Genomic DNA, 12,142 nt, shown 5'->3' with positions numbered 1-12,142 from the left:
TCGCTATCGTCCGTCGTCGCTATCGTCCGTCGTACAACCGCGTCCCGATTCGCTCGGGGAGGCCGGCCTCCTCGACCGCCTCCACGACCGCCTCGATGTCGTAGTCGACGCGCCGTTCCTCGACCGAGAGGTCGTCTAAGTCCAGTATCGCGTAGGCCGCGCGGTGGTCGCCGTCGCGGGGTTGGCCGACGCTCCCGGGGTTCATCACGATTCCCTCGTCGAACACGCGGTGATCCTGCACGTGCGTGTGCCCCAACACGAGGACGTCCTCGTCGTCGAGGAAGTCCGCGTGGAACTCCTCGGGGTAGGTGTACTTGTCCTGAATCCACGGGTGGTCGTGGACGAGTCTGACCCGGCCGTCCAGTTCCGTGCGTTCGTCCGGGAGGGCGGAGAGCCACGACAGGGCGTCGTCGTCCAGTTCCGCGCGAGCGTACTCGACGCCCGCGGCGGCCATGCTGTTGAACCGGAACGTCGAGTCCGAGGCGACGGCCCTGTCGTGGTTGCCCATCACCGTCGGCACGTCTCGGTCGCGGAGCGCGGCGACGCACTCGGCGGGCCACGGGTTGTACCCGACCACGTCGCCCGCACAGACCGTCGCGTCCACGTCGGGTACGTCGTCGAGGACGGCGTCGAGTGCGACCCGGTTCGCGTGCACGTCCGAGATGACGGCGACTCGCATGCTCGGGGCTACGCACGCGACGCCCAAAACGGCCGTGGGCGCGGCGTCGTCCCGTCCGGAACAGCCGGTGAGAACCACGGGTACGTGAATACTTATCACCGGACTCCGGGTAGCACGGACTATCGTCGCATGCGCGTCCTCCAGTCCGTCGTACGAGAGGCGAAGGCGCTGTGGGCGGACGGGCGGGGGCCGTCGCTCGTCGCCATCGCGGGCGGGTGGGGGATACTGCTCGGAGCGCGGATGGTCTACCCCGTGTTGCTCCCCTACCTCCGCGAGTCGTTCGACATCAGCCTCACCGTCGCCGGCTTCTTGGTGACGGTGCTGTGGCTCGGTTCGGCCGTCGGACAGTTGCCCGGGGGCGTCCTCGCGGACCGGTACAGCGAGCGGTCGGTGATGACCGCCGGCGCTGTCGTCGTCGCGGCGGCGCTCGTGGTCGTCGTGACCGCTCCGACGGCCCTCGTCCTGTTCGCCGCGACCGGACTGGTCGGACTCGGCCAGTCGCTCTACCCCATCGCGCGCATCACCATCCTCTCGGACATCTACCCCGACCGCATCGGGAGCGCGCTCGGCGTGACGATGGCGACTGGCGACCTCGGGCAGACGGTACTTCCGCCCGTCGCGGGGGTACTCGCGGCGGCGTTCGTCTGGCAGGCGGGCCTGCTGTTCATCGTTCCGCTCCTCCTCGTCGCCGGACTGTTCGTCTGGGCGACGCTCCCGTCGGCTCCCGACGCCGACGACGCGGCCGACCCGGCCCCGTCCGCGGGCCTTCGCGACGTGGTCGCCGACCTCCGCGGCTCGAACCTGCTGTTCGTCTCGTTCATCCTGTTTCTGTACATCCTCATCTGGCAGTCGTTCACCGGGCTGTACCCGACGTACCTCGTCGAAGTCAAGGAACTCTCGTCGTCGGCCGCCGGGCTGCTGTTCAGCGGGTTCTTCGCCGTCGGTGTCCTCGTCAAACCGCTCGCGGGGGCGGCCTACGACCGAATCGGCATGCGGAACGCCCTCGTCGCCGTCCTCGTCGGACCCATCGTCGGCCTCGCACTGCTCCCGTTCGTCGAGGGGTTCTGGTCGCTCGCCGCCGTCACCGCCGTCGTGAGCACGATGCTCGGGTCGGGCGCCATCACGCAGTCGTTCCTCTCGGAGGCGTTCTCCGAGGACGTCCGCGGCACCGGTCTCGGCGTCGTCCGCACCTCCGTCGCGACGCTGGGCGCGGCGGGGCCGGTGCTGTTCGGCGGCATCGCGGACCGCGGCTACTTCGACGAGGGCTACCTGCTGTTGGCCGCGGTGCTGGTCGTCGTCGTCCTCCTCACGCTCAGACTGCCGACGTCGGCGCAGTCGGACTGACGCCCGACTACTCGCCGTTGTAGAAGCCGACGCTCACGTCGCCGTCGTCGTAGGTGACGCCGGCGGCGCAGACGGCGTGTTCGTAGTCCATCTCGTAGGCGCGTTCGGCGAGGTCCGCGGGCGACCCCTCGCCGTCGAACACGACCACCGCGGGGTCGTCCTCCTCGTAGGTGGCGACGAGCATCGGGTTCTCCGCGACGGGGCGGACGAGGAGGGCGTCCTTGCGGACGATGCCGACGTACGACTCCTCGCCCACCACACCGGCGATACGCGGCGTGTCGTAGTCGTCCTTCTCGTAGTCGAGTGCGAGCAACGACTCGGCGAGGGCGTCGCGGGCGGGGTAGCCGAGGTCCAACTTCTCCGCGATGGGGTCGACGTGCGACCCGTTGCCGACGACGACGCCCTCACCGCCCTCGCGGACGCAGTTGTAGGCGATGTAGGGGTTGTCCGTCTCCGGCGCGTCCGGCGTCGGCGCGACGGTGAGCGTCCCGTCGCGTTCGACGACTCGACGGTTGGGGAACGACCGGGATGAGACGCGATACGCTGCGAAGTCGGGACCGACGACGATGAACCGTCCGACGTACATACACGTGAGTGCATAGACTGACGATAAATAGGTGGTGGATTGTGCACGTTCGTCCTGTATGCCGGTGCGTGGCACGGCGCTCCGAACGCGCAACGCTTACAAAGGCTCCCGCGTTACGAACTGGTGCGACCGAAGTCCCATGGGGTAGTGGCCAATCCTGTTGCCTTCTGGGGGCAACGACCCAGGTTCGAATCCTGGTGGGACTACTTCTCTCGAACTCTCACCGTCGAGCGTTCACGCCGTCGACGGACGGCTACCGTCACCGACGACGCTCGTCCGCCCGCGTGAAGTACCGGTCGGCCTGCAAGGCCCGCGTTATCTCCGTGAGCGACGGCTCGCCGCAGGAATCGCAGTACGGCGGTCGCTCCGGGTCCGCGAAGACGGTGTCGCACCGGTCGCAGGCGAAGAACCTCGGTCTGAGCACGACCCTCCTAGGGGCCGCGCGACCAAAAGCGGGACCCGACGCCCGGCACCCGACGCCCGCCGTCCGGCGTCAGTCGTCGAACTCGTCACCGACCGCCTTCCGCCCGGACAGTTCGTCGGGGACGAGTCGGAAGTACCGGAACGTGATGTCTCCGGGCGGGACGTCGAAGATGTCGACTTTGGGGATGCTCACGGCCCACATCGCCTGCACCGCGCTCGACTCGTACGGCAGGTCGGACAGTTCCTCCAGTTCCCCCGCCGCGACCACGCTCTGCCACCCGTCGCCCGTCCGGTCGTGGACGACGAACGAGAGGGGGTTCTCCACGACGTCGTCCTTCCCGGTCCCCGGCGGAAAGGCGAGTCGGAAGTAGAGACTGCCCGACGCCTCGTCGTAGCCGTAGGAGACGGGGAGCGTGAACGGCGGGTCCCCGGCGTCCGTCGCGAACGATATCGTCCCCGTGCCGCCGTCGCCGAGGAACGCGTCCACTTCGTCGTCCGTCAGCCGCGTCCAGCGGAATTCTTCCATAGGTGACAGTATTCGGTCCAGAGGAATAACGACTACCGTCCGTTCAGCCGGTTGACAGTCTCCGAACGGAGACTGTTCGACGTTCGTCCCGGCGAATCGCGCAGGCTCCCCCCACGCCGCGGATGCGTGCGCCGACCGCCCGGGCTATCGAATCGGTCCGCCGCAGTCGGGGCAGCGTTCGAGGACCTCGTCTTCCCGCGCGAGGTCGTCGCGAGCACAGTCGAGGCAGACGCGAGATTCGACGGCGTGTGGGGCCATCGGGCCGACCTACTCGCGTCTCCCATACAAGTATGGACCGGCTAACCGGTGTGAGAAGCGCGTCGCCACGTGCGCCGGTCGCTCCGGCGCGGAAGTGCCCGCGGACGAGAACACGCGGGGATCACCCTCCAGAGCCGTGAGGGGCCCCGTCCAACGGGGCGTCCGGTCGTTCCGCCGCCGCCGACGTAGGGTATTGACTGTGAATACAAGCCGACGGGTCGCGACGTCGACTGCCGTCGAAGCGAACACCGTCGACCCCCGCCGAACTGGTCACCGTCGAACCGGTCGCCGTCGGACCGCCACCGGCGCTCTCGATTCGAATCGTTTTAGTCCCCGCTCCCGTTAGTCGGTAATCCCCAGTTCGGTTCGGCGTCGCCGTCCTCGCGTTTCGTCTCGACGCCGAACACACGCGCAGTCTCCCGTTCTCCAGTCGAAACGAAGGGGTATCGGCCGCGAGCGACGGCTCGGATTCTCCACACGAAACGAAGGGGTTCGCTCACTTCTCGACGTTCAGAAGCGCCACCCGCTCGCAGACGAGACGCTCGATATCGCCGTCGACGGTCGCGAGTTCGGCGTCGGTCACGTCGAAGAACTCGCGGACGCGTTCCTCGTCGTACCGGCCGAGCGTCTGTCGCGGGGCGAACAGGTCACGGAGTCGCGCCGCCGCCTCGCTCTCGTCGCCGCCGTCCACGACTGCCACCACCGCCGTCTCCCCCGCGGAGACGCCCATCGCCAGTGCGTCGTCTATCTGCCGCCGACCGGCGGCGTACAAGAGAATCTCCACCGCCCTGTCGCGGGCGACGTTCTCGCCCCGTTCGATGGCGCGGTCCGCGAGTTCGACGGCGCGGCGGAGGTGCGTCTCGCTCACGACGTACCGCGCGTCGAACACCTGCACGGTCGCGCCCGTCTCGTCGGCGACTGCGCCCACGGCGGCGACGAACGCGTCCACTTCCTCGACGGTCGCGACGCCCTCGACGAACCTCACCCGAAATCACCCAGACTGGCCTGTTCCTGCGGGTCGTCGGCGTCGTCGCCTTCGTCCCGTTCGCCGTCGGTCCGACCGCTCGCCCGTTCGAACGTCGCGTCGGAGACGCCCTCGGCCTCGTCCACGTCGTCCATCGAGGGGTCCCGTCGGCCGGCGGCTTCGAGGACGTTCTCGGCCGTCTTCCGTCGCCCCCGCAACGCGGCGAGGACGACGGACTTGTCCGCCTCGCGCAGGTCGTTCCGCGTCTCGATGCCGGCCTCGAACAGTCGGCGGGCCCGCTTCCGCCCGACGCCGCGGACCCCGGCGAGGTCGAGCAGTTCGTCGCGGACGCCGTACTCGACGCGCTTTTTCGCCTCGCGGACGGCGACGGTCGAAGCGCGGTCCAACTCCCCGGCGAGTCGCTCCGCCGCGCCGAGCAACCACTGCGCCGTCTCGACCTTCCCTCTGATGTCGCCGGGGCCGACGCCGTAGCGTTCGGTTATCCGGTCCTCGTCCACCTCGCTCGCCCAGTCTTCGAGCAGTCGGGCGGTCTTCAGCGCGGAGAGCCACTCCTCGAAGCGCACGTCCTCGTACTCCGAGGGCGTCTTCCCGAGCAACTCGGGTTCGCGCTCGTAGCACTCCTCGGTGTACGTCTCTCTGTCGCCGGATTTGAGGTAGAGCTGGTACATGTCCGGGGTGCGCGAGACGAGGTGGAACAGGCCGAGCGCGGTCGGATACGTCCGGTCCGTCTCGAACGACCCCGCGTCGTCGCCGTCTCCGTCGTCGACCATCTCGCTCGCGCGCTGGAAGCCGCCCGATTCGGCGGGTTCGGAGGCCGACTCGACGCCTTCGAGTTTCCGCAGGCTCTCCTCGCGGTGGTCGGCGGCCCACTCCAGTCCGTCGAGTATCTCCGCCGCGCTCATCGGGTCGAGGTAGAGTCGCGAGACGGTGTGGCCGACGGACGTCGCGCTCACGGTGCCGTCCTCGCGTTCGACGAAACCGTTCGCTTCGAGGTAGTCGAGGACGGTGTCGGTGACGCGTTCGAGTCGGCCGGGCTCGTCCGTCTGCGTCGCGTACAGCGTCCGGTCGAGGAACTCCAGCAGTCCCTCGCGGGTGTGGGCGAACCCGGAGGCGACGGTGGCGAGCAGGTGCGTCCGCAGGGCGGGTTCGGCGGCCAGTTTCGAGCGGACGGGCTCGGGGTCGGCCCAGACGTACCGCTCGAACAGTTCGTCGCGCGTGTCGGCGTCCTTCGCCAACAGGACGGCCTCGCCGTAGGGGTCGAGTCCGGGGCGGCCCGCCCGTCCCATCATCTGGTGGACCTCCAGCACGTCGAGCGGTTTCATGCCGCCGAACTCGCCGTCGTAGCGCTGCCAGTCGCGGACGACGACCCGTCGACTCGGCGTGTTCACGCCGGCGGCCAGCGTCGGCGTCGCCGACACCGTCTTCACGAGTCTGTCGCGGAAGGCGTCCTCGACCAGACTGCGGTGGTCGGCGGCGAGTCCGGCGTGGTGGAACGCCGCGCCCTTCGCCACGCAGTTCGCGAGGGTGTCGCTCGTCTCGGTGTCGGAGACGTCGCGTATCTCCCCCGCGAGTTCGGCCAACTCCCCCTCCTCTTCGGGGGTGAGATACCGCGCGGTCACGTCCTTCAGTCGCTTCGCCGCCGCCTCGGCGTTCCGCCGGGAGTTGACGAAGACGAGCGAGGACCCTCCCTCGTCCAGCGCGTCGGCGACGAGGGCGTTCGTCTTCCGGTCGCCCTTTCCAACCGGCACCTCCCGCTGACTCCCGTCGTCGAACGAGACGGCGTTGCCGTAGTGGACGCCCATCTTCAGGTCGATGGGCCGCCAGTCGGACTCGACGAGGGTGGCGTCCAGCCACTCGGCCACCTCGTCGGCGTTGCCCACGGTGGCCGAGAGGGCGACCACCTGCAGGCCGGGGTTTATCTTCCGGAGTTTGCCGAGGGTGACTTCGAGAGTGGGCCCGCGGTGGCTGTCGTCGACGAGGTGGACTTCGTCGGCGACGACGCAGGAGAGTTCGCTCACCCACGGCGCGTTGTTCCGGATGAGCGAGTCCACTTTCTCCGAGGTGGCGACGATGACGTCCCGCGAGGAGAGCCACTCGCCGCTGGACTCGTAGTTGCCGGTGGAGACGCCCACGTCGACGCCGAACTCCTCCCAGCGCTCGAACTCGGCCTTCTTCTCGGAGGCCAGCGCGCGGAGGGGAACGATGTAGAGCGCCTTCCCGCCGCGCTGGACGCTCGACAGCATCGCCATCTCCGCGACGAACGTCTTGCCGGACGCCGTCGGGATGGAGGCGAGGACGCTCTCGCCCTCCGTCACGCCCGCCTCCACCGCCTCGGCCTGCGGGGGGTACAGTTCCTCGATGCCCTCCGACTGCAACTGCTCGGGCACCCCCTCGGGTAAGCCGGGCACGTCCTCCGGTCTCATTGCGCCGGAGTAAGCCGTCACCCGGTTTAAATGGTCGGACCCCGCGGCGCGAGTCGCCGGTGGCGGCGCGTCGTCCGCGACGCTGACGCCCCCGCGTCGTCACCGCTTTGTACGCCCTCGCCGAAGCACCGCGCATGAAGATTCGCTACGACCGCGACACCTGCATCGGGATGTTCCAGTGCGTCGACGAGTGGGAGGCGTTCGAGAAGAACCTCGACGCGGGCAAGGCCGACCTGGTCGGCGCCGAGGAGGTCGAAGAGGACGTCTTCGAACTCGAAGTCCCGGAGGACGCGGAGTTCGACGCGAAGTTCGCCGCCCGCGTCTGTCCCGTCGACGCCATCGAACTGTACGACGACGACGGCGAACAGGTCGTCTGAGGGCCGCACCCGAGAGCGGGGGGCGTTCGTTGCGGTCGTTCCAGAATTGTGATACACAGGCACAATCGTTATATACGCACGCCGTGACCCTTTCTCCCGAGAGCCAATGACCCGAGAGACCCGCGACCACCACCTCGCCGAGTGGGCCGACCTCGTCGGCGAGTCCGTCCCGGACGCCGTCGACGAGAGGGACGAACCGCCGCGGTCCGTCTGGGACGACGACCCCGAACGCCGCTGAGACCACCCGAGACGCGGTGAGCCGACGGCGTTCACTTTCGCCACGGTTCGCCAACGCTTAACCGCCACCGCACCGAAGCGAGGGTCGATGGCGGCCGCCGACGACCCCTCGCACGTAGACCATCCGCTCTTGAGTCCGTCGTTCATCGAGCGACGGCTGTATCAGATTCGACTGGCGAGCGCCGCCCGCGACGCGCACACGCTGGTCTGTCTCCCCACGGGTCTCGGCAAGACCACGGTCAGCCTCCTCGTGACCGCCGAACGACTCCACGAGGTGGGCGGGAAGGCGCTCTTCCTCGCGCCGACGAAACCGCTGGTCCAGCAGCACGCCGACTTCTACCGCGAGGCCCTCCAGATACCCGACGACGAGATCGTCGTCTTCACCGGCGACGTCCGCCCGGACGACAGGGCGGCCCTCTGGGACGACGCCCGCATCGTCATCGCGACGCCGCAGGTGGTGGAGAACGACCTCATCGGCAACCGGGTGTCGCTCCGCGACGTGACGCATCTCACGTTCGACGAGTGCCACCGCGGCACCGGCGACTACGCCTACGTCTACATCGCCGAGCGCTACCACGCCGACGCCGAGCACCCCCTCGTCACCGGGATGAGCGCCTCACCCGGCGGCGACGAGGAGTCCATCCTCGAAGTGTGCGAGAACCTCGGTCTGGTCGAGGTGGAGGTGATGACCGAGGAGGACGCCGACGTCGACGAGTACACCTACGACACCGACGTGGAGTGGGAACGCATCCAACTCCCCGACGAGATTCTCGGGATACGCGACGCGCTCAACGAGGTCATCACGGACCGACTGGAGAAGCTGAAGTCCCTCGGCGTGACGAACACGACGAGTCCGGACGTCTCGCAGAAGCAGTTGAACGGGATGCGCGCGGAGTTGCAGAAGCTGATGAACAACGACCAGTCGGAGGGCTACAAGGGGATGTCCACGCACGCGGAGGTGATGAAACTCCGCCGCGCCGTCGAACTAGTCGAGACGCAGTCCGTCGAGTCTGTCCGCCGGTACTTCGAGCGTCAGCGCAACGCCGCGCGTTCGTCGGGCGCGTCGAAGGCGAGTCAGCGACTCGTCGCGGAACCCAAAGTGAGAGAGGCGATGCGGAAGGCCGAGTCGTTCGACGGCCTGCACCCGAAGTTCTCTCGTACCAGAATCCTCCTCGCGCAGACGCTCGGCATCGAGGGCGGCCAGCGCGTCATCGTCTTCACCGAGTCGCGCGACACCGCCGAGGCCCTCACGGAGTTCCTCTCGGAGTCGTTCGACGTCCGGCGGTTCGTCGGGCAGGGCGACAGGGAGGGGTCGGACGGGATGACCCAGACGGAGCAACAGGAGACGTTGGACGAGTTCCGCAACGGCGAGTTCGAGGTGCTCGTCTCCACCTCCGTCGCCGAGGAGGGTCTGGACGTGCCCGAGGTGGACCTCGTGCTCTTCTTCGAACCCGTCCCGACGGCGATTCGCTCCATCCAGCGGAAGGGCCGGACCGGCCGGCAGGCCGAGGGGCGCGTCGTCGTCCTGATGGCCGAGAACACGCGCGACGAGGCGTACTTCTGGATCTCTCGCCGCCGCGAGAAGGAGATGGAGTCGGAACTCCGTGACCTGAAGGGCGTCGCCGACGAGGTGGAGGAGGAACTCGACGACTCCCAGAAGGGGCTGGACGCGTTCGCCGGCGACGCCGCGGCGACGAAGGCGGGAGCGAACGGTGCGGCGACGGAGGCGGGCGGCGCGTCGAACGGCGAGACGGCCGCCGCGCCCGCCGAGACGCCCGACGCCTCGCCGCAGTCGCCGGCCACGGGGGAGACGGGCGACGGCGACGCGAGCGAGTCCGCGGCGTCCGCCGACGCCGACGCGAATGGCGACGACGGCGACGGGCAGGCGGGACTGGACGCGTTCGCCGCGACGGACGAGGAGATAGCCCGCGCCGACGAGGAAGACGGGGACGCCCCGGTCGAAGAACGCGACGGCACCGTCGCCACCGCGGGACGGGACGACGAGACGGTCGAAATCGTCGTCGACCAGCGCGAACTCGACTCGAACATCGCGAAGGACCTCTCGACGCGCGAGGGCGTCGAGACGCGACTGGAGACGCTGGCCGTCGGCGACTACGTCCTCTCGGACCGCGTCGCCGTCGAGCGAAAGTCCGTCGCGGACTTCCTCGACACGCTCACCGGTGGCGACCGGTCGCTGTTCGAGCAGATAGGTGACCTCTCGCGGGCCTACGCGCGACCGATCCTGATTCTCGAAGGCGAGGGCATCTACGAGGAGCGGAACGTCCACCCCGGCGCGATTCGGGGCGCACTCGCCTCACTCGCCGTCGACTTCGACGTGAGCGTCCTCCAGACGCGCGACGAGGACGACACGGCCGAACTCCTCGAGACCATCGCGACGCGCGAACAGACCGAGCGCGAACGCTCCGTCAGCGTCCACGGCGGCAAGAGCGCGAAGACGCTCGCCGAACAGCAGGAGTACGTCGTCTCCGCCATCGCGGACATCGGTCCCGTCACCGCCCGCACTCTGCTGGAGGAGTTCGGCACCGTCGAGGCGGTGATGACCGCCCGCGAGGACGACCTGTTGGAGGTGTCCGGCGTCGGGTCGGTCACGGCCGAACGCATCCGCGACGTGGTCGGGTCGGCGTACGAGTAGCCGACCCCCGCACCGCAGCTCTCAGATTCTGCGAACGAGCTTCACGCGATAACTGTCGGAGCAACGACTATATCCTCTCGACACCAAGTATTTACTACAGAATGAGTACCAATTTCTCAGGCTGCGGTGTGGTGCCGTCGTTCTACGGTGATCCGCAACACGAGACGGATTCGCCGACCGACGCCGAACGGGTGGGCGTCAGCACGCCGACGCCCCAGTCTGAGCGCGCGTTGTACGACTACGCGCAACGCTCCCGCGACCGGACGCCCGGCCCGGCGAACGCGCTCTCGGCGGACGCGCAGACGGCCTGAGACGGGCCACCGACCGCCCGTCGCGACTCGGGGCTTCAGGGGACGACGGTGACGGGAACGCTCTCGTCACGCACCACCGTCTCCGCCGCGCTCCCGAGGATGGCGCGCTCGATGGTGCCGGAGCCGTGGTGTCCCATCACGACGTGGTCGACGTCGCGTTCGCGCACCAGTCGCAGAATCTCCTTGCCGACCTGATTTCCGGGGACGACGTCCAACTCCAGGAGCGACAGTTCCGGCTCCGAGTCTAAGTCGGTACCCGCGATGGCGTCGCGCGCGCGGTCCAGCACGATGTCCGTCGCGTCCGTCTCGCTGTCGGAGAAGTGGACGACGTGGAGTTCGGCGTCGAATCGGACCGCGAGTTCGACGGCGAACTCCACGGCGCGGATGCTGCAGTCGGAGCCGTCGATGGGGGCGAGAATCTTCATATCCGCCGTACGGAAGGGAGATGCAAAGAGGTAGGTGTTATCGCCCGAGGGCGTCGAGCGCTTCGGCCGCCTCGCGCGCCGCTTCGAGGTGCTGTTTGGCCCGACGGGGTTCGTCCGCCGCCGTCGCCCGTCGCGCGTGCCGGGTGACGGCTTCGAGGAGCGACTCGCGCGCCGTCTGCATCGAGGCACCCGTCTCCGGCGCCGTCGTCGCGGGCGTCGCTGTCGCGTCCGTCGCTGTCGCGTCTGCCGTCGTCGCGGGAGTCTCTGTCTCCACCCCGGAGACGGCCTCGTCCGTCCGCGTCGCCGCCGAGGCGGGCGTCGGCGCGCCCGACCCGGACTGCGACGCCGACTGCGGCGACGCCGCCTCGGCGGTCGGTGTCTCCGCCGTCCCCGAAGCGTCCGCGTCGGCAGCGCCCGATTCGGTCGCTCCCTCCGCGTCGGCTTGGCCGTCCGCCGTCGCCGGCGGCGTCGTCGCGCCGTTCGCCTCCGCCTGCCCCTCGGCCACCTCCGCGGCGGCGGCGTCCGCCTGCTCCGCGGCGGCGCTCGCCTGCTTGTGCTGGCAGTTCGGGCAGAACTCCGTCCCCTGATACCGGAAGATGGGCGTCCCGCACTCGTTGCAGTGGCTGTTCGTCATCGTCGCGCCCTGCAGGAGGAGTTCGCTCATCCGCTGCGTCTCCTCCCGTCGCTCCGTGTCTTTCTCGTATTTTTCGCGGAGGCGCTGTCGCTCCGCTTCCTTGTCGAAGTCGCTCATACACGCCACGAATGCGCCGTGCGTCGAAAAACCCTCCGGGAAGCGGGGCCGCACCCGAGCGAACGCTCGGATATTCGACGAACGACGAACACTGTTACGACGGTACAGCCGCGGAGAAGGCCGTTCCGAAGCGTTTAATCGGAATCCGCGGCGTCGTTTACGTG

13 protein-coding genes and 1 tRNA gene are annotated in these 12,142 nt (G+C 68.7%); 6 read left to right on the top strand and 8 right to left on the bottom strand.

What is annotated here, in order from left to right:
- Nucleotides 1–19 precede the first annotated feature (19 nt).
- Entirely contained in the window at nucleotides 20–679 is a 660-nt protein-coding gene (locus BM310_RS00555; protein WP_089803805.1) for a metallophosphoesterase family protein, read from the bottom strand.
- A gap of 129 nt (nucleotides 680–808) precedes the next feature.
- On the opposite strand from BM310_RS00555, the gene BM310_RS00550 reads away from it, so the two are divergent.
- Complete coding sequence (locus tag BM310_RS00550; RefSeq protein WP_089803804.1) at nucleotides 809–2,023, top strand: MFS transporter; 1,215 nt, start codon at nucleotides 809–811, stop codon at nucleotides 2,021–2,023.
- 7 nt (nucleotides 2,024–2,030) lie between these two features.
- Here the strand turns inward: BM310_RS00550 and BM310_RS00545 are convergent, their stop codons facing one another.
- On the bottom strand, nucleotides 2,031–2,609 hold the full coding sequence (locus BM310_RS00545; RefSeq protein WP_089803803.1) for an IMP cyclohydrolase: 579 nt from the start codon (nucleotides 2,607–2,609) through the stop codon (nucleotides 2,031–2,033).
- 133 nt (nucleotides 2,610–2,742) lie between these two features.
- On the opposite strand from BM310_RS00545, the gene BM310_RS00540 reads away from it, so the two are divergent.
- Nucleotides 2,743–2,815, top strand: a tRNA-Gln gene (locus tag BM310_RS00540).
- Nucleotides 2,816–2,868: 53 nt separating this feature from the next.
- Here BM310_RS00540 and BM310_RS21130 read toward each other — a convergent pair.
- The 4 genes from BM310_RS21130 to BM310_RS00525 all read right to left on the bottom strand — a co-directional run bounded on the left by BM310_RS21130 (nucleotide 2,869) and on the right by BM310_RS00525 (nucleotide 7,224).
- Entirely contained in the window at nucleotides 2,869–3,033 is a 165-nt protein-coding gene (locus BM310_RS21130) for a hypothetical protein (RefSeq protein WP_177232494.1), read from the bottom strand.
- A 69-nt stretch (nucleotides 3,034–3,102) separates the two neighbouring features.
- A complete protein-coding gene (locus tag BM310_RS00535) occupies nucleotides 3,103–3,558 on the bottom strand; it encodes a pyridoxamine 5'-phosphate oxidase family protein (RefSeq protein ID WP_089803802.1) in 456 nt (151 codons plus the stop codon).
- A 754-nt stretch (nucleotides 3,559–4,312) separates the two neighbouring features.
- Nucleotides 4,313–4,801 (bottom strand): KEOPS complex subunit Cgi121, encoded by a 489-nt coding sequence (gene cgi121 / locus BM310_RS00530; RefSeq protein WP_089803801.1) that lies wholly within the window; start codon nucleotides 4,799–4,801, stop codon nucleotides 4,313–4,315.
- Nucleotides 4,798–7,224, bottom strand: coding sequence for an ATP-dependent DNA helicase (locus tag BM310_RS00525; RefSeq protein WP_089803800.1), 2,427 nt, complete (start codon nucleotides 7,222–7,224; stop codon nucleotides 4,798–4,800). Before BM310_RS00525 ends, cgi121 begins: the two co-directional genes overlap by 4 nt.
- 134 nt (nucleotides 7,225–7,358) lie before the next feature.
- On the opposite strand from BM310_RS00525, the gene BM310_RS00520 reads away from it, so the two are divergent.
- The 4 genes from BM310_RS00520 to BM310_RS00510 all read left to right on the top strand — a co-directional run bounded on the left by BM310_RS00520 (nucleotide 7,359) and on the right by BM310_RS00510 (nucleotide 10,802).
- On the top strand, nucleotides 7,359–7,601 hold the full coding sequence (locus tag BM310_RS00520) for a ferredoxin (protein ID WP_089803799.1): 243 nt from the start codon (nucleotides 7,359–7,361) through the stop codon (nucleotides 7,599–7,601).
- A 106-nt stretch (nucleotides 7,602–7,707) separates the two neighbouring features.
- Nucleotides 7,708–7,839 carry a hypothetical protein gene (locus tag BM310_RS21810; protein WP_281246515.1) on the top strand — a complete coding sequence of 44 codons (132 nt, stop codon included), beginning with the start codon at nucleotides 7,708–7,710 and terminating at the stop codon, nucleotides 7,837–7,839.
- Between the two features lie 87 nt (nucleotides 7,840–7,926).
- Nucleotides 7,927–10,491, top strand: coding sequence for a DEAD/DEAH box helicase (locus BM310_RS00515; RefSeq protein WP_089803798.1), 2,565 nt, complete (start codon nucleotides 7,927–7,929; stop codon nucleotides 10,489–10,491).
- A 101-nt stretch (nucleotides 10,492–10,592) separates the two neighbouring features.
- Nucleotides 10,593–10,802 (top strand): hypothetical protein, encoded by a 210-nt coding sequence (locus BM310_RS00510; RefSeq protein ID WP_089803797.1) that lies wholly within the window; start codon nucleotides 10,593–10,595, stop codon nucleotides 10,800–10,802.
- Nucleotides 10,803–10,837: 35 nt separating this feature from the next.
- Here BM310_RS00510 and BM310_RS00505 read toward each other — a convergent pair whose 3' ends face one another.
- Nucleotides 10,838–11,227: a universal stress protein gene (locus BM310_RS00505; protein ID WP_089803796.1), complete on the bottom strand. Its 390-nt coding sequence runs from the start codon at nucleotides 11,225–11,227 to the stop codon at nucleotides 10,838–10,840.
- Between the two features lie 37 nt (nucleotides 11,228–11,264).
- Nucleotides 11,265–11,978 carry an Sjogren's syndrome/scleroderma autoantigen 1 family protein gene (locus tag BM310_RS00500; protein WP_089803795.1) on the bottom strand — a complete coding sequence of 238 codons (714 nt, stop codon included), beginning with the start codon at nucleotides 11,976–11,978 and terminating at the stop codon, nucleotides 11,265–11,267.
- Nucleotides 11,979–12,142: the final 164 nt, after the last annotated feature.

Origin of the sequence: Halogeometricum rufum (assembly GCF_900112175.1) — an archaeon.
Classification (GTDB): Archaea; Halobacteriota; Halobacteria; order Halobacteriales; family Haloferacaceae; genus Halogeometricum; species Halogeometricum rufum.
The sequence above is the reverse complement of the archived record's forward strand: the minus strand, read 5'-3'. Positions and strand labels throughout refer to the sequence as shown.